The organism is Paenibacillus sp. NFR01, assembly GCF_900111565.1.
GTDB lineage: Bacteria > Bacillota > Bacilli > Paenibacillales > Paenibacillaceae > Paenibacillus_AQ.
Genome location: NZ_FOIK01000002.1, coordinates 185,189 through 201,346, shown reverse-complemented (window position 1 = coordinate 201,346; position 16,158 = coordinate 185,189). Strand labels below are relative to the sequence as shown.

Here is a 16,158-nt window from a genome sequence, read left to right as displayed (position 1 = left end):
TGGTTTGCCTGCCGTCATGAGTGGTCAGTGAGAGGCTCGGCCAAACAAAAATTCAAGATTACGGTGAAAAACGCCATCCGCATGCCAGCCCCGGTAGGCCTCCGGTATCGGATATTCGGCGGCAGGGAGGCCTGCCCGCGGATTTGCGCCAAGGGCGAGCAAATCTTGGATATATTCCCGGATCCGCGTTATGCTCTCGGGTCCGCCGACCGGGCCATGGCCGGGAACGATCTGACGGGCGCCGAGCTGTTCCAGCTCCGAAAGCGCCTCCAGCCAGTGCTCGGGATCGCCGTCCGTCAGCAGCGGGTGGTTGTCGACGGCAATGACGTCCCCGGCAAAAAGTATCCCTTCCTCCGGCAAAACTAGCACCGAATCGCACGGGGTGTGCGCCGCCCCGACCGTAAAAAGTTCCGCGCTTCGGGCAGCGCCGTGAAACGATAGCTTTTGCCCAAACGTGACCTCGGGATAACGGAATTCAAGGGTCTGAATCGATTCCCGGAGCTCTTCCAGGACAATCCGCTGCCCATTCTGGCGGCTTCGGACCGCCTCATCCACGGCCTCGTCTATCTGCCGCTTGACTCCGGCAATGTCGGCTTCAAGCTGCGGAAGCAGCGGCGTCATCCGGTCTAGCCATGCCTGCTGGGAGGATAACATCAGCTCCCGGGTCAGACGGCTGGATACGATCACCGCATCCCCGAAATGCTGATTGCCCCGGACATGGTCGCCGTGAAAATGGCTGTTAACCACATAACGGACCGGCTGGCCCAGCAGCTCCATTGCGGCTGTGTGTAAATCGTTGCCGGCTTGAGGAGTATTAAACGTATCGAACACGAGGGTATAACCGCCCATGTCGATGATGCCCGCATTGCTCATGGCACCGCCGTATTCGGCCGCTTCGAGGGCAAAGATGCCTTCTGCTAAAGAGTGGATTTGAAAATGTCCGGATAGGTACATGACACTGCCCCCTTTAATCATAAAGGATAAATTCAGTTTAATTCTACCACTGCATCCAATATCGGGGAGTCGCAATTATCACTCACGCAACGCTTGAAATTCGGCTGGGAGTTTGCTAAGATCCAATGAAACGTATCATTTAAAAGTTGAAGCATTCAACAACTGAATTTATGTTTTCTAGGGTTCCGCAGCCGCAGGTTTAAGGTTCATCAGGCTGGCAGGTCCGAGGGAAAACGCATGGACCGGCAGGTTCATGTTCACACGGAGGGATAAAAGCCCGGGAGGTATCGCCATGATGGCGAGCACCTTCCGGGCTTTATTTTTTCCGGCAAACCAAAGAGGGAGAGATGAGGGAAATGAAAAAATGGGGGCCATGGTTGCTGATCGTCGTTTCGGCTTGCTTTGAGGTCGGCTGGGTTACCGGCCTGAAGCATGCATCGCAGCCTTGGGAGTGGGGGCTTACGATTCTGGCGATTGCCGTCAGCTTTTACGGCCTGATTGCGGCGAGTGCCCGCCTGCCGGTGGGCACAGTGTATGCGGTATTCGTCGGCCTGGGGACGGCGGGAACCGTTCTGATGGAGATGCTCGGGTTCGGGGAACCGTTTAAGCCGCTGAAAGTTGCGCTGCTGCTGATTCTTTTGGCTGCGGTGATCGGACTGAAGCTGGCTACGCCGGAAACGGTGCATAAGGAGGGGAAATAAATGGACTGGCTGATGCTGCTTGCCGCCGGCTGCTGCGAAATGCTGGGGGTGGCGATGATTGGACAATGGAATAAGACCCGCACATGGTCTTCGCTGGGGCTGCTGGTCGCCGGTTTTTCGGCAAGCTTTCTGCTGCTCTCGCTGGCGATGAAACATCTTCCGATGGGCACGGCCTATGCGGTGTGGACGGGAATCGGCGCTTCTGGGGGAGCGATTCTGGGCATGGCCCTGTACGGGGAACCGCGCGGCAAGTTGCGAATATCCTGTATCGTGGCGATCCTGGGAGCGGCCATCGGACTCAAATTGCTCGGGTAAAGCGCGCAATGTTAAAGAAATAGACACTTGTACGATGTTAACCCCGGGTCAATGTGGTAAGGATAGAGGTAACACTACCATCGGAGAAGGGGATCTTGAACCTATGAGCAACTATCCAGCACCGCAAATCACGCTTCGGGACGGAACGGCATTGCCCAAGATCGGGCTAGGCACCTGGTTCATGGGTGAAAAAGGGGCGGACCGCGCCGAAGAAATCGCCGCCCTCCGCCTGGGCGTGGACATGGGACTGAAAGTCATTGATACCGCGGAGATGTACGGGAACGGACAATCGGAGGAACTGGTCGGTGAAGCGGTACGGGGCATCCGGGACGACGTATTTCTGGTCTCCAAGGTGCTGCCGCAGCATGCGGGGCGGAACGTGCTTGCGCAGAGCTGCGAGCAAAGCCTGAAACGGCTGGGCACCGATCACTTGGATCTATACCTGCTGCATTGGCGGGGGGACGTGCCGCTGGAAGAAACGGTAAGAGGCATGGAAGAGCTGGTGGCCTCCGGAAAAATACTGCGCTGGGGCGTGTCCAACTTCGATCTTGACGATATGAAGGAGCTGTACGAGGTGCAGGGCGGCGACCGCTGCGCCACCAATCAAGTACTGTACCATCTCGGGTCCCGAGGCATCGAGCATGATCTTTTGCCGTGGCAGGCAGGCAACCGGGTTCCCGTGATGGCGTATTCGCCGCTCGCCCAAGGGGGCATGCTGCGCAAAGGGATGATCGAAAGCGGGACGGTGCGGGAGATCGCCCGGCGCCATGAGGCGACGCCGCTGCAAATCCTGCTGGCCTGGAGCATCCGGGACCACGAGGTACTGGCGATCCCGAAGGCGTCTAGCCGCAAGCATGTCGCGGAGAATGCCGCAGCGGCGCAGATCCGGCTCCGTCCGGATGAACTGTGGATGCTGGATGAAGCGTTTCCGCAGCCGGCGTGGCGGGTACCGCTGGATATGATTTAAAGCTTGATGTGAAAAAGAGGAAGGCCGGGCATCCGAATTTCGATGCAGCAGGCCTTCCTCTTTGCGTATAACGGCCGGGCAAACTGCAGCCGCAACCCAGCCGCCTAAGGCCGCGGCAGCTGAACCCGTGCCGCCTAAGGCCGCGGCAGCTGAACCCGTGCCGCCTAAGGCCGCGGCAGCTGAACCCGTGCCGCATCCGGCGAGGTCGGATTGGAGCTGCCGCCGGCCGGCTCTACGGTCAAGGCGATATTGTCCGCTTCGGCCAATCCGCCGTCCTTCACGTAGAGATGGCCTTTGGCCGCTTCGATCTGCACCAGGCCGAGCGTATCCCGGCGGTTGCCTTTGACCGCCCAGGCCTGGATCGAATGGTCGCCGCGCAGCGCGACATCCTCGATCAGCACGAACAGCTCGTGCGAGCGTTCGTTGTACCAGACGTTGCCGGAGAACTGGTCCTGCCGGCTCCAGTCCAGCGGATAGCTGACCGTCTCCGGCCGGCTCAGCACCGCCAGTGCAGCGGGTTCGTAGCTGCTGACATACCGGGTGCGTTCGTTGTCCGCACCCAGCCCCGCGTTGCGCAGGCCGGCGAACAGCACGGCCAGCGCGGCTGCGGCCAGTACCGCCGCTGCGCCCCGGCGGTACAAGGGCCGGACGGCGGCCAGCCTGCGGCGCAGGCCGATCCGCAGAACGCGCCGCCTCAGGCTGCGGCGCACGTGGTCTGCCGGCAGCAGCGGCGCCGGCAGGTCCGGCCGCGGTCCCGCGGTGAAGGGGAGGGCGCCTGCGGCCGCCTCTCCAGGGCTTGCGGGACCGGCCCCCTCCGGCCCGAGCTCCGGGTCGGAGGGATCGGCGAGCAGCGGCACCCACTGCTCGTAAAGGCCGCGGCAGCGCGGACAGGTACCCAGATGGCGGCCCATCTGCTCCCGCTTGCCGGCGCCGACGCTGCCATCGATGTAGTCGATCCATTCTTCTTCGCGGAAGTGGCGGACGAAACTTCCGTCATCGTTTTGGTTTCCGCTCGGGTTCATGCTGCATTCCTCCCTCCGGCTGGTCGATCCATCCCTGTTTCATAAACTGCTTGCGCATATTCCCTACGCCGTATTTGATCCACGATTTGACCGTCCCGAGCGGCACGCTCCAGGACGCCGCCAGTTCCTGATGCGTTTGGGCGCCGAAGTACGAGGCGACGATCGCCTTTTTCTGGTTGTCCGGGAGCTGCCGCAGCGCTTCGCCAAGCGCTTCGCACTGCAGCTTGCGTACGGCAAGCTCGTCCTGGCCGGGACCTGCGTCTTCCCTGATCAGCTCTTCCGGATCGGCTACCGGCCGGCTCCTTGCCTTGCGCCGCTGGCGGTCGATGCAGCGGCTGCGGGTCATCACTGCAAGCCAGGCTTTAATCGAGCCGCGGCCGGAATCGTAAGCGCCGCCTTTGCGCAGCACCTCCAGAAAAATATCGTGGCATATATCCTCGGCCTCCATGCGGTCGCCCGTCTGCCGGCAAGCGATTTGCATGACGAACGGCGCGTAGCAGGCGTAAAATTCGTCAAACGCGGCGGCCGAGCCTTCGCACATTTGCGCGAGCAGGCCGGCCATCGCTTCATTGCTCGGGTCCATGCCCATCCTCCTCCATTGCCGCTTTTCCATTCCGCCCAGTGATTTTTCTTCCTCCGTTGTATCACGATCTCCGGCGCTTGGAAAGACCCTAAAAAATTTATTTGGCGGCATAAATCCGCCGGCTCCTCTCGTGCGTATCCCAAGCGGAAAAACGGAACGGACGCCTCGAAAGCCTGGCCGGGGCGGCTCCGGTTCGAAGAAGCAGATGCCTGAGGAGGAATGGTTATGTGGAAGAAATACGGCGGCAAGCTGGCGATTCTGCTGGTCGTGCTGCTGGCAAGCGGATGGTTTGGAGGTAATGTCGCGGTGCCCAAAGCCGCAGCGGCGGGGGCCGTCGAGCTGTATACCCCGTACATCGAGCTGTCGGCTGCGCCCGGCGAATCCGTGACGTATCCGATCGACGTGATCAATCACGGCGATTCGACGGCCAAAGTGGCTTTAGGATTCAATGCGAACGGGAACTTCTGGAAATACGAGCTGACAGCCGGAGGCCGGCAAGTGCAGCAATTGGCCGTGAAGGGCGGAGAATCGCAAAGCGTAAACCTGCAGCTCGAAGTGCCGCTGGAGGTCAATAAAGGCGGCTATACTTTCGCCGTTACCGCGCCGGGCCAGGACACGCTGAACCTGAAAGTCAATGTCTCGGAGCAAGGCACGTTCAAATCGGAGTTTGCCGTGGACCAAGCGAATATGCAGGGCCATTCGGATACGACCTTTACTTACAGCGCAGTGCTGCGCAACCGCACCGCCCAGAAACAATCGTATGCGCTCGCTTCCCAGGCGCCTGAAGGCTGGGATGTCAGCATCAAGGCGGACGGAAACAGCGTGACCTCTGTGGAGATCGACGCGGGCGGGGAGAAAAACATCAGCATTGAAGCAAAACCGCCGGAACAGGTTAAAGCGGGCACTTATAAAATACCGGTCACGGCGTCCAGCGGTTCCACCGATACGCAGACCGAGCTGGAAGCCGTGGTCACCGGAACCTACAGCCTGACGCTCAGCACCTCGGATGATCTGCTTAGCACGGATATCAAAGCCGGCGGCGAGCGGCGGATCAATCTGGTCATTACGAACACGGGCAGCGCGCCGCTGGAGAATGTGGCTCTGTCCAATCAGGGTGTGCCGACAGGGTGGGAGGTTTCCTTCGATCCGTCAACGGTCCGCAGCATTGAACCGGGAGCCAAGGCAACAGCGCAGGCCATCATCAAGTCCAGCAGCAATTCGCTTCCGGGCGATTACGTAGTCAGCTTAAGTGCATCCTCGCAAGGAAAATCCGCCACGGCCGACCTCCGGGTAACCGTAAAAACCTCGGTGTTCTGGGGCTGGATCGGCGTGCTGATCATTCTTGCGGTCATCGCCGGCATTTACTATCTGTTCCGCAAATTCGGAAGACGGTGAAGCTTATGGAAGACACGGTTGTCATTGAACTGAACGAACTGACGAAGCGGTATGGCGATTTCACTGCCGTCGACGGCCTCAGCCTGACGCTGCGCAAGGGAGAAGTGTTCGGGCTGCTTGGACCGAACGGCGCCGGCAAAACGACGACGATTCTGATGATGCTGGGGCTGACGGAACGGACGGAGGGCGAAGCCCGTATCTGCGGCTTCGATCCGGCGCGTTCGGCGCTGCAGGTGAAGCGGCGCGTGGGCTATATGCCGGATGATCTCGGCTTTTACGAGGATCGCACCGGGCTGGACAATCTGGTTTATACCGCCCGGTTGAACGGCATCGGCCGGGAGGCTGCCACGCTGCGGGCCAAGGCGCTGCTGGAGAAGGTAGGGCTTGCCTCCAGCGCGCGGGCCAAGGTCGGCACTTACTCCCGCGGGATGCGCCAGCGTCTCGGCCTGGCCGATGTGCTGATCAAGAATCCGGAGGTGATCATTCTCGACGAGCCGACGCTCGGGATTGACCCGGAAGGGGTACGGGAATTGCTGGCGCTGATCTCGGATCTCAGCCGCAACGAAGGCATTACGGTGCTGCTGTCCTCGCACCAGCTGCAGCAGGTCCAGCAGATCTGCGACCGGGTCGGACTGTTCGTCAAAGGCCGTCTGATCGCTTGCGGCGATCTCGCGACCCTGTCCCGCGAGCTGAACCAGGAAGTCAGCGTCGATGTGGAGTTGGCGGTCCGGCCCTGGACCGACGAGCTGGCTGACCGCTTGCGCGGGCTCGACGGTGTGCGTGCATTATCCGCGGAAGTCTGGAAAAGCGATGATACGGCCGTCGGTACCACACTGGTTACGCTGCGCTGCGACCGGGATGTGACCTCGGCCATTGCGGCTGAGGTCATCCGGAACGGGGCGGAGCTGCATTACATCCGGCGTAAGGAATTCGGGCTGGATGATATTTACCACCGTTATTTCGAGAAGAGGGAGGAAGGATGATGTCCGTAAAAGCACAAGGCGGCGCGCTGTTTGCCGGTGGGGTAAGCCGGCTGCGCAGTCTGCTCCTTAGCGGCCGGTCGCCGGCAGCCGCGCGCGAGGAGCGCGAGAAGGGCGGCGGCTCAGCCTTCTGGGTCATGGTGCAGAAGGAAATGGGCGACCATATCCGCAGCTGGCGGTTTACGATTCTGATCGGCATCGTCGTACTGGCCTGCATCGGCTCGGTGTATTCGGCGATCCGTTCGATTCAGGCCGGCGGGACGGATAGCCAGGGCAGCGCGACCTTTTTGTTCCTCAAAATGTTCACCTTGTCCAGCAGCACCCTGTCCATCCCGACCTTCACCACCTTTTTGTCCTGGCTCGGCCCATTGATCGGCATTTCGCTCGGCTTTGACGCCGTTAATTCAGAGCGCAATAAAGGAACCCTCGGCCGCCTGTTATCCCAGCCGATTTACCGGGACGATTTCCTGAAAGCGAAGTTTACCGCTTCGCTGCTGCTCATCGCCGTCGTTGTTTTCTCGCTTGGTTTTCTGGTGACGGGACTCGGCCTCCTGACGATCGGCTATCCGCCGACGCCGGAGGAATTTTGGCGGATTCTGATTTTTCTGATGATCGCAACGGTGTACATCGGCTTTTGGCTGAATCTGTCGATCCTGTTCTCGATCCGCTTCCGTCAGGCGGCGACGTCGGCGCTGTCCGGCATTGCCGCGTGGTTGTTTCTTACATTGTTTTATGGAATGATCATCAGCCTGATCGACAGCGCCACGGCGGTTCCGGAGACGGCGACGGTCGCCGAGCAGCTGCGGCATATCCACTTCATTCTGGGGCTGAACCGGATCTCGCCGACCGAACTCTTCTCGGAGACGATTACGACAATGCTGACGCCGGGCGTGCGCTCGCTCGGTCCGATGACGATGGACCAGCTGGTCGGCGCGATCTCCGCGCCGCTGCCGCTTGGACAAAGCGTGCTGCTGATCGTGCCGCAGCTTACCGGGCTGCTGGCCGCAACCGTGCTGTGTTTCGGGCTGTCGTATTATCTGTTCATGCGTCAGGAAGTGCGCTCCCGTAACTGATGGACGGTTTGCTTACTATATTTATGTTATCCAAAAAAGGGCTTCCCGCCGCCAAACGCTTGGCGCGGAAAGCCCTTTTGCTTGTTTTCTTAGCTATGTTCGAGAATGGTCTGCAGCGTCGTGCGGTCGAGGCCTTCCACTAGCTTCACGAGCAGCTCCTTGGCTGCATCGATGTCGTCGGTATGGACGATCGACGAAGCGGTATGAATATACCGCGAGCAGATGCCGATGACTGTGGACGGTACGCCGATGCCGCTCAGGTGAACTTGTCCGGCGTCGGTTCCGCCCTGGGATACGAAATACTGGTATTTAATCTTGTGGGTATCCGCCGTATCCTGAACGTACTCGACAAGTCCGCGGTGCGTAATCATCGTCGGGTCCAGGATGCGCAGCAGCGCGCCGCCGCCGAGCTGGCCGAAGGCCTGGCGGTCGCCGGTCATGTCGGCCGCCGCGCTGGCATCCAGCGCGAAGAAGATGTCCGGAGCGATCAGGTTTGCTGCCGTACGCGCGCCGCGCAATCCCACTTCTTCCTGGACGTTTGCGCCGGCGAACACGGTGTTCGGCAGCTTTTTGCCATGCAGCGCCTTCACCAGCTCAATTGCCAAGCCTACGCCGTAGCGGTTGTCCCAGGCTTTGGCCATAATCTTCTTCGGATTCACCAGCGGGGTGAACGGGCAGACCGGTACGATTTGCTGGCCGATTTTGACTCCTGCGTTCATCGCTTCTTCACGGCTGTCCGCGCCGATGTCCAGGTACATCTTGCGGATGTCGCCGGGCTGCTTGCGCTCTTCGTCGCTCAGGAGGTGGATCGGTGTGCTGCCGACGACGCCGTCCAGCGGACCCGCCGGCGTAATTACCTGCAGACGCTGCGAGGAGACTGCGGAAGCCAGCCAGCCGCCGAGGGGCTGGAAGCGAAGCATCCCGTTGTCGGTAATGCCCGTCACCATAAAGCCCACTTCGTCGAAGTGGCCGGCTACCATGATTTTAGGGCCGTTCTCTTCGCCGCGCAGCACGCCGAACAGGCTGCCGAGGCGGTCTTGCACGAACTCGGACGTATAGGGAGACATCGCGTCCTTCACGTACGCCCGGAGCTCGCGTTCGAAGCCCGGCGCCGCAGGAAATTCCGTCAGCGTTTTGAACAGATCAAGTGTTTCTTGTTTCATGAGTGTAATCGCTCCTTTGCAATTTTACCATTTACCAGTATGAACATTGCTTCCGGATTTGTCCATGTCTTATGGCAGCGTGCTACTCCGGAGCGAACTGCCGCGGGGAGGCTGGAGTAACGAAAAGCAGGGCTCCGGGTAAACTCAGCGAGCCTCTCCCTTACACCTGGCAGGGCGTCCGCGAATAAGATACGGTGAGGCTCCGCAGGCAAGGGCCGGAAAGGAAGCGAGCATGATGCGAGTGGCGGGGAGCGCGGCCGAGTCGCTCCTGGGGGAGACCGCGCCGCAGGCGAAGATCCACGGTTTGGGAGCTCACATGCGGAGGCTCCGGGGCATTCCGGAGCGCGAAGCGGTGCTGATTCTCATTTTGTTTATTTTGCTGGTGGTTGTGCTGCTGTATTTTACCTGAGCAGGTGGGACATAACGGAGCTGTATACGGCGAACAATATGGAATAACTTCTACACCAGGAGGTGTCCTTTTTGCCGGCAAAAACCAAACAATCGGGTGTCAAGCTCCGGCTTGACACCATGACCCCCAAGGATTACGAAACATTGTCCAAGCCGTATGTGCCGACCCGGCCGGTCTTTAAAAACTGTATCCGCGCCTTTCTCTCGGGCGGATTGATCTGCGTCCTTGGACAGGGCATCCAGGAGGCGTTTATGGCGATCTTCGATATGAACGCCAGGGAAGCGGCGAGTCCGACCGTCGCCGTGCTCATTCTGCTCTCCGTCATTCTCACCTGCTTCGGGGTATACGACAAAATCGCCCAGTGGTGCGGTGCCGGAACGGCGGTTCCCGTCACCGGGTTTGCGAACAGCATGTGCTCGGCGGCGCTGGAGCACCGCTCCGAAGGCCTGGTGCTCGGCGTAGGGGCGAACATGTTCAAGCTGGCCGGATCGGTCATCGTATTCGGCGTGGTGGCCGCGTTTGTCGTCGGCGTCGTTTACGCCGTTATGGGCTGGGGAGGTGCGCATTAAACGATGAAACAACTCGGCAGCCAAACCTGGCAGTTCACCACCCGGCCGGTTATCGTCGGCGCCTCTTCCGTTGTGGGTCCGGAGGAAGGTGAAGGTCCCTTGGCCTCCTATTTTGACTTTATTTACGACTCCCTGGAGATGGGCGAAAAAACCTGGGAGAAGGCGGAGCGCGCCCTGTTCGAAAAAGCGGCCAAGCTGGCGCTGATCAACGCCGAAATCCAGGAGCAGCAGCTGGAGTTTTTCGTCGGCGGCGATCTGATGAACCAGATTATCAGCAGCTCATTCGCGGCCCGCAAGCTCGGCGTACCATATCTGGGGGTGTTCGGTGCCTGCTCCACCTCGATGGAGAGCCTGGCAATCGCCTCGATGATCGTCGATTCCGGCGGTGCGAATTATGCGCTTGCCGGCACGTCCAGCCATAACTGCACCGTGGAGAAGCAGTTCCGCTATCCGACGGAATACGGCTCGCAAAAGCCACCGACTGCCCAATACACCATCACGGGCTCGGGCTGTGCCATTGTCGGCAAGGATGACGGCCAGTCCGGCCGCATCCATGTAACCACCGCGACCATCGGCAAAGTAATGGACCTTGGGTTGACCGATCCGTTCAACATGGGGGCGGCCATGGCTCCGGCTGCGGCGGATACGCTGACCGCGCATTTCCGTGACACGGGTTTGTCTCCCGGCTATTACGACCTGATCGTTACCGGCGACCTCGCATCGGTTGGCCTGCCGATTGCCAAAAAACTGCTCGCAGAGGAAGGCATTCCCATGGAGCAGACGGTATTCAGCGATTGCGGCCTGATGATCTACGATCTCGAAAAGCAGAAATACGTCATTGCCGGCGGAAGCGGCTGCGGGTGTTCGGCCACGGTGACCTACGGCCACATTCTGAAACGGATGAAGCGGGGCGAACTGAAACGCGTGCTCGTCGTCGCCACCGGCGCACTTCTTTCTCCGTTATCCTACCAGCAGGGAGAGAGCATTCCTTGCGTGGCGCATGCCGTCTCGCTGGAGAGCGGAGGTGAGGAAGCATGATTTATTTATGGGCTTTTCTGGTGGGCGGCGCAATCTGCGTCATCGGGCAATTGATGTTCGATGTGCTGAAGCTGACGCCGGCACATACAATGAGTACGCTGGTCGTGCTTGGCGCGGCTGCGGATGCTTTTGGCCTTTACGATCCGCTCGTGAAGTTTGCCGGCGCCGGGGCAAGCGTTCCGATTACCAGCTTCGGCAATTCCCTGGTCCACGGGGCGCTGACCGAACTGGAGCGGGATGGATGGATCGGCGTCGTGACCGGGATATTCGATGTCACCAGCGCCGGGATTTCTGCGGCAATCGTCTTTTCCTTTCTGGCAGCGCTCGCCGTCCGGCCGAAAGGGTAAACCCGGACCGGCGAAAGCCCGCCTATGTCGGTTTCATTAGGCTTAGAAGCGAAAGCCCCATATTGTGGGGCTTTTTTTTTCATTTGCCGGCCCCTCCAATTTCCTTTCATATGTCACATGTACTTTAGGCCCCCTAATCATGTAAAATATAAGCAATACTGCTTATTTTGACATAGGAGGTTAACATATGCCCGTCCGTCAAGAATCAACGCACATCATGAATGCAGTACGCACCAATCTGGAATCTTGCATACTTGGAAAAAAGTTTGAAATAGAGCTGCTGCTCACCGCCCTGCTCGCCGGAGGGCATGTTCTGATCGAAGATGTCCCGGGAACGGGCAAAACCCAGCTGATACGGGCATTGTCACGGTCCATGTCCGGCGAATACCGCCGGATTCAGTGTAATCCCGACATCCTGCCGAGCGATATCACCGGTGTGTCGGTGTATCATCCGCGGGATGAAATGTTCCACTTCCGACCGGGCCCGGTGATGACCAACATTTTACTGGCCGACGAAATCAACCGGGCGACGACCAAAACCCAGTCCGCTTTGCTGGAGGTTATGGAGGAACGGAACGTGACCGTAGACGGCGAGACCTATCCGCTGCCGCATCCGTTTATGCTATGCGCAACGCAGAACCCGATTGATTTTGAAGGCACGTACACCCTGCCGGAAGCCCAGCTCGACCGCTTTATGCTGCGGATCAGCCTCGGGTATCCCGACAAGGATACCGAACGCAGCCTGCTGCTTACCCATCAGGAGGGCCAGCCTGTGGACAAGTTGACGCCGGTAACCGGCATGGAGACCATCGCCGCCATTCAGGAAGAGATCCGCTCCGTGTATATCAGCGAGGTCGTGCTGAATTATTTGCTGGAGATCGTGCGGCAGACGCGGGAGCATCCGCTTGTACTGCTCGGCGCGAGCCCGCGGGCCTCGCTATCGTTTATGATGGCCTGCAAAGCGTATGCATTCCTCCAGGAGCGCGATTATGTGCTTCCCGATGACGTCAAGACGCTGGCTCCATACACGCTGAGCCACCGCATTCTGCTGCGTCCCGAATCGCGGCTGGACAACGTCAGCGTGGAGTCGCTTCTGCAGAAGCTGCTTCAGGGCGTGCCTGTGCCTGTTGCCGTGAGGCATTAACATGGGCGGCCAGGGATTCAGGGCGTCCGCCGGCATCCGGATTCGCAAATTTGCAGGGGTAATATTCATCTGGGCGGTTACGCTGTTCTTCTTGCTGTTCCAGGGCGGCAAATCCGCGTTCATGCTGTTTATTATGATCTCGGTGTTGTTCCTTTATTTAATCATCGGCGGGCTCGGAGGCGTACAGCGGGCCAAAGGCAAACGGAGCCTGTTCGCGGAGCAAGACAAGCCGGAACTGCTGCATGCGGGCGGATCGCTGCGGGTCAAGCTGGAGATTTCGATACCCGGCTTTCTGCCGCTGCCTTATGTGGTCGTCAAAGAGCTGCTGAAGCGCCATAACGGCGAATCGTGGATTTTTCAGGAGAGCATCATCCCCGGCTTGGGCAAGGGAGAGCTGATCTTTCAGACGCCGCCGCTGGAGCGGGGACGTTATACGTTTGAGAAAACGGAAATTGCCAGCGAGGATATTTTCGGCTTGGTGGAGCATAACGGAAGCTTTCTGGCCGAAGGGCAGTTTCGCGTGCTGCCGCGGGCGGTCTTCATTCCGAGATGGCAGCTGTACGAACGCCGGGCACGGATCGCCGGTCCGCAGGCTGCGCTGCTGCATTCCCGGCGGGAGACCACGCAGATCAACGGAGTCCGCGATTATGTGTACGGCGACCGGTTGACCCGGATCCACTGGAATGCTACTGCCAAGACGGGGGACTGGAAGTCGAAGGAATTCGAGCATGAATCGCTGCCGAAGACGATGGTGGTACTGGACGGCAGCTCGCTGGGGTACAGCGGAGCCGCCCAGTTCGAGCTGGCGGTATCCATTGCGGCTTCCCTGCTAGGATACGGCATTCGCGAACGAATCGGTATCGGCCTGTGCTGCCTCGACAAAAATACGAAGGTGTTCCAGCCGGCGGACAATGCGGCGGAGCGCCAGCGGATGACCCAATACCTGATCGATATCAACGCCGAAGGACGCGGACCGCTTGTCTCCAGGCTGGAAAAAGCCCGGCGGATGTTCCCTAAAGGCGCCTACCTTGTGCTGATCAGTCCGCAGACCGGTCGCCCTGTGGTGGATGTCATGCGCTGGGCGGAAGCGGAAGGGATGACGCCTTCCCAGATTCACGTGCGCGGCAACTCGGCCAAAGGCCGCGAAGGCGAATGGCTGAACGTGCTGAGATCGCATGGCGTTTCGGTAACAAGCGTCGGTTCCCTGCAGGATCTTCCCGCCATTCTCGGAGGTGAAGCCCCATGATTGCGAATTGGTGGAGCAAGCTCAAATCGTCCTGGTACCGCTCGTTCAGCCTGCTGTGGCTGCTGATTATCGCCCTTCAGTGGGTGAGCTACACCAAGCCGTTTTGGCTGGACGAGACAACGGCGGCCGTGCTGCTGACCCTTGCGGCGGTCGCCGTGCTTGAAATCCTGCTGCCGCTGTCCTGGACGGCCCGTGTGATCGTGGAAGCAGCGGTTGCAGTCTATTTGACCTACCGTTCCGTTATCCATTACGGTGCCTACGTGCCGGATCCGATGCTGACTTCGCTGCGCGACCGCCTGCCCGGGCTTGCTTCGGCAATGGGCGAATATCTGCTGTTCGCGCTCGGGGCGGCCGCGCTGCTGCTGGCGGCTTCGTGGTGGGTAAAGACCAAAGCGCGGATTTTGCTTTTCGTTGCCTGCAACGTTACGGCGCTTGCGGCGCTGGACTCATTTACTCCTTATATATTATGGCAGGAAATCGCCTGGGTTATGTTTGCGGGGATGGGCTGGCTCGTCACCCGGCATTTGCGGAATTTTCAGCTGAATTATCCGCGGGGCTGGTCGCGACTGCTCGAATATCCGCTGAAGGTCATTATGAACGTCGCCATCATCTTCTCGCTGGTCATTGTAACCGGCATCAATATGCCCAAGGTACGGCCAACCCTGCCGGACCCTTATGAGTTTTGGCAGGACTTGAACGGGACCGGCACCGGCTTTCGCATCAGCGGCAAAAGCGTAAATGTCGAGCCTGGCAGCGGGACCTCCACGGCCGGGACGGGAGCCTTATCGGGGTACCGTACCAGCGACGACAACCTCGGCGGCGGATTCAACTTCGATTATACGCCGGTGATGACCGTGACCTCCGACCTGCGGACGTATATGCGGGGAGAGACGCGGAATGTATATTCCGGCAAAGGCTGGACCGACGATGATACCGTCACGCGGGGCAAATTGGCCGAAACGACGGTTGGACAATCGCTCGAAGCTCCCGCCGCGCCGAACACCGAGACTCGCCTCTTGAAGCAATCCGTGCGAATCCTCGGCAACGGCGATTATCCCGTGTTTTTCGGCGGGTACGCGATATCTTCGGTGGATACGATTAACGGCGAGCCCCACAGCGAAGGCGGCCTGTACTGGCGGAGCGACAGCAGCGAACTGGTCTGGAATCCAACCCGGGGGCGGCCTTATCCGCAGTCCTATACCGTGACTTCGCAGGTTCCTGTCGTTCCCGTGCAGGAGCTCAGCAAGCAGACATTCGAGACGCTGTACGGCGGACTTGATCTGGATGCGTATCTCCAGCTGCCGAACAGCTTTCCCGAGCGGGTGAAGGAGCTGGCGCGGCAGGTTACCGAACAGGGACAGACTCCGTATGGAAAAGTCGCGCTGCTTCAGCAATATTTACAGCAGACGTATCCATATTCCAATCAGCCGGATCTTTCCCGCAGCAAATCGAAGGATCTGGTCGACAGCTTTCTTTTTGAAATCAAGGAAGGGTATTGCGATTACTATTCTTCCGCGCTTGTCACCATGGCCCGCTCGCTCGGCATCCCGGCGCGCTGGATCAAAGGGTACGCACCCGGCGAGCAGGCGCAAATTCCGGACAACCTTGCAATGCAGGGCGTGACGAACAATAACTATACAATTACGAATGCGGACGCGCATTCCTGGGCAGAGGTGTACTTCGGCGATTACGGCTGGGTTCCGGTAGAAGCGACGCCCGGCTTCAACGTTCCGCTGCTGACGCAGAGCGAAACACCGGATACGGAGCAAGCCGATGTACCGGAGGAAGAGACGACCACGCTGGAGCCGGCCCCCGCGGGAACAGGCGATGGGTCTAACCTGCATGTGGGCGAATGGCTGATCTGGGTCGCAGGGGCGATATTGCTCGCCTGGGCCGGATTTCTGATCTGGCAGCGCCGGACCGCCCTGAGATACGGGCTGCAGCGGCTGCGGAACGGCCGTCCGCTGACTCCGGAAGAAAAAGTGGAGTACGAAACGGCACGCTGGGTAAAGTATGCCGGAAGGAAGGGCATGCTGAAGGAAGAGCATGAAACGCTGCGCGAATCGGTCGGGCGCTGGGGCAAGGAGACTCCCGAAACGGCGGAGAATTTGTCCTCTCTGCTGCGCCTCTATGAGCGCGCGAAATACAGCCCGGAGATAACAGAAGACAAAGACTGGCGCAGCGTGTATACTGAAGCTTTACGGCTGCGAAGAAGCTTGCGTTCGCGCGGCCGGGCGCGGCGGAACTAAGGC

17 protein-coding genes and 1 riboswitch are annotated in these 16,158 nt (G+C 59.5%); of the genes, 13 read left to right on the top strand and 4 right to left on the bottom strand.

The features are described 5' to 3' along the window. Positions 1-24: 24 nt before the first annotated feature. Positions 25-954 carry an MBL fold metallo-hydrolase gene (locus tag BMW84_RS12155; RefSeq protein WP_175498788.1) on the bottom strand — a complete coding sequence of 310 codons (930 nt, stop codon included), beginning with the start codon at positions 952-954 and terminating at the stop codon, positions 25-27. Positions 955-1,120: 166 nt separating this feature from the next. Next, a riboswitch (guanidine-I (ykkC/yxkD leader) is annotated at positions 1,121-1,240 on the top strand. A 70-nt stretch (positions 1,241-1,310) separates the two neighbouring features. Between BMW84_RS12155 and BMW84_RS12150 the strand changes: the two genes are divergently transcribed. The 3 genes from BMW84_RS12150 to BMW84_RS12140 all read left to right on the top strand — a co-directional run bounded on the left by BMW84_RS12150 (position 1,311) and on the right by BMW84_RS12140 (position 2,937). Next, the gene (locus BMW84_RS12150) at positions 1,311-1,655 is read left to right on the top strand and encodes a DMT family transporter (protein ID WP_091068661.1); all 345 of its coding nucleotides are present in this window, start codon (positions 1,311-1,313) and stop codon (positions 1,653-1,655) included. Beyond that, positions 1,656-1,970, top strand: coding sequence for a DMT family transporter (locus BMW84_RS12145; RefSeq protein ID WP_091068659.1), 315 nt, complete (start codon positions 1,656-1,658; stop codon positions 1,968-1,970). It begins immediately after the preceding gene. Between the two features lie 103 nt (positions 1,971-2,073). Continuing rightward, on the top strand, positions 2,074-2,937 hold the full coding sequence (locus tag BMW84_RS12140; protein WP_091068657.1) for an aldo/keto reductase: 864 nt from the start codon (positions 2,074-2,076) through the stop codon (positions 2,935-2,937). Positions 2,938-3,101: 164 nt separating this feature from the next. On the opposite strand, the gene BMW84_RS12135 is transcribed toward BMW84_RS12140, so the two are convergent. Together BMW84_RS12135 and BMW84_RS12130 are read right to left on the bottom strand one after the other, a co-directional pair. Beyond that, positions 3,102-3,959, bottom strand: coding sequence for an anti-sigma factor (locus BMW84_RS12135; protein ID WP_091068655.1), 858 nt, complete (start codon positions 3,957-3,959; stop codon positions 3,102-3,104). Then, positions 3,931-4,542, bottom strand: a complete 612-nt coding sequence (locus BMW84_RS12130; protein ID WP_091068652.1) for an RNA polymerase sigma factor — start codon at positions 4,540-4,542, stop codon at positions 3,931-3,933. Before BMW84_RS12130 ends, BMW84_RS12135 begins: the two co-directional genes overlap by 29 nt. Positions 4,543-4,767: 225 nt before the next feature. On the opposite strand from BMW84_RS12130, the gene BMW84_RS12125 reads away from it, so the two are divergent. The 3 genes from BMW84_RS12125 to BMW84_RS12115 are packed head-to-tail and all read left to right on the top strand — an operon-like array spanning position 4,768 to position 7,990. After that, a complete protein-coding gene (locus tag BMW84_RS12125) occupies positions 4,768-5,937 on the top strand; it encodes a COG1470 family protein (protein WP_091068650.1) in 1,170 nt (389 codons plus the stop codon). Positions 5,938-5,942: 5 nt separating this feature from the next. Continuing rightward, a complete protein-coding gene (locus tag BMW84_RS12120; protein ID WP_091068647.1) occupies positions 5,943-6,920 on the top strand; it encodes an ABC transporter ATP-binding protein in 978 nt (325 codons plus the stop codon). Then, positions 6,920-7,990, top strand: coding sequence for an ABC transporter permease (locus BMW84_RS12115; RefSeq protein ID WP_175498824.1), 1,071 nt, complete (start codon positions 6,920-6,922; stop codon positions 7,988-7,990). Before BMW84_RS12120 ends, BMW84_RS12115 begins: the two co-directional genes overlap by 1 nt. 89 nt (positions 7,991-8,079) lie before the next feature. On the opposite strand, the gene BMW84_RS12110 is transcribed toward BMW84_RS12115, so the two are convergent. Beyond that, positions 8,080-9,153 carry a M42 family metallopeptidase gene (locus BMW84_RS12110; protein WP_091068643.1) on the bottom strand — a complete coding sequence of 358 codons (1,074 nt, stop codon included), beginning with the start codon at positions 9,151-9,153 and terminating at the stop codon, positions 8,080-8,082. Between the two features lie 232 nt (positions 9,154-9,385). Between BMW84_RS12110 and BMW84_RS24790 the strand changes: the two genes are divergently transcribed. The 7 genes from BMW84_RS24790 to BMW84_RS12080 all read left to right on the top strand — a co-directional run bounded on the left by BMW84_RS24790 (position 9,386) and on the right by BMW84_RS12080 (position 16,155). Continuing rightward, entirely contained in the window at positions 9,386-9,562 is a 177-nt protein-coding gene (locus BMW84_RS24790; RefSeq protein ID WP_175498787.1) for a hypothetical protein, read from the top strand. Positions 9,563-9,681: 119 nt separating this feature from the next. After that, positions 9,682-10,131, top strand: a complete 450-nt coding sequence (gene spoVAC, locus BMW84_RS12105) for a stage V sporulation protein AC (protein WP_091069709.1) — start codon at positions 9,682-9,684, stop codon at positions 10,129-10,131. A gap of 3 nt (positions 10,132-10,134) precedes the next feature. Then, positions 10,135-11,169 (top strand): stage V sporulation protein AD, encoded by a 1,035-nt coding sequence (gene spoVAD / locus BMW84_RS12100; protein ID WP_091068641.1) that lies wholly within the window; start codon positions 10,135-10,137, stop codon positions 11,167-11,169. Continuing rightward, positions 11,166-11,516 carry a stage V sporulation protein AE gene (gene spoVAE / locus BMW84_RS12095; protein WP_091068639.1) on the top strand — a complete coding sequence of 117 codons (351 nt, stop codon included), beginning with the start codon at positions 11,166-11,168 and terminating at the stop codon, positions 11,514-11,516. Before spoVAD ends, spoVAE begins: the two co-directional genes overlap by 4 nt. Positions 11,517-11,703: 187 nt before the next feature. After that, positions 11,704-12,660 (top strand): AAA family ATPase, encoded by a 957-nt coding sequence (locus tag BMW84_RS12090; protein WP_091068637.1) that lies wholly within the window; start codon positions 11,704-11,706, stop codon positions 12,658-12,660. Position 12,661: 1 nt separating this feature from the next. Continuing rightward, positions 12,662-13,906, top strand: a complete 1,245-nt coding sequence (locus BMW84_RS12085; protein ID WP_091068634.1) for a DUF58 domain-containing protein — start codon at positions 12,662-12,664, stop codon at positions 13,904-13,906. Next, a complete protein-coding gene (locus BMW84_RS12080) occupies positions 13,903-16,155 on the top strand; it encodes a transglutaminase TgpA family protein (RefSeq protein WP_254772968.1) in 2,253 nt (750 codons plus the stop codon). Before BMW84_RS12085 ends, BMW84_RS12080 begins: the two co-directional genes overlap by 4 nt. The last annotated feature ends 3 nt before the right edge of the window (positions 16,156-16,158 follow it).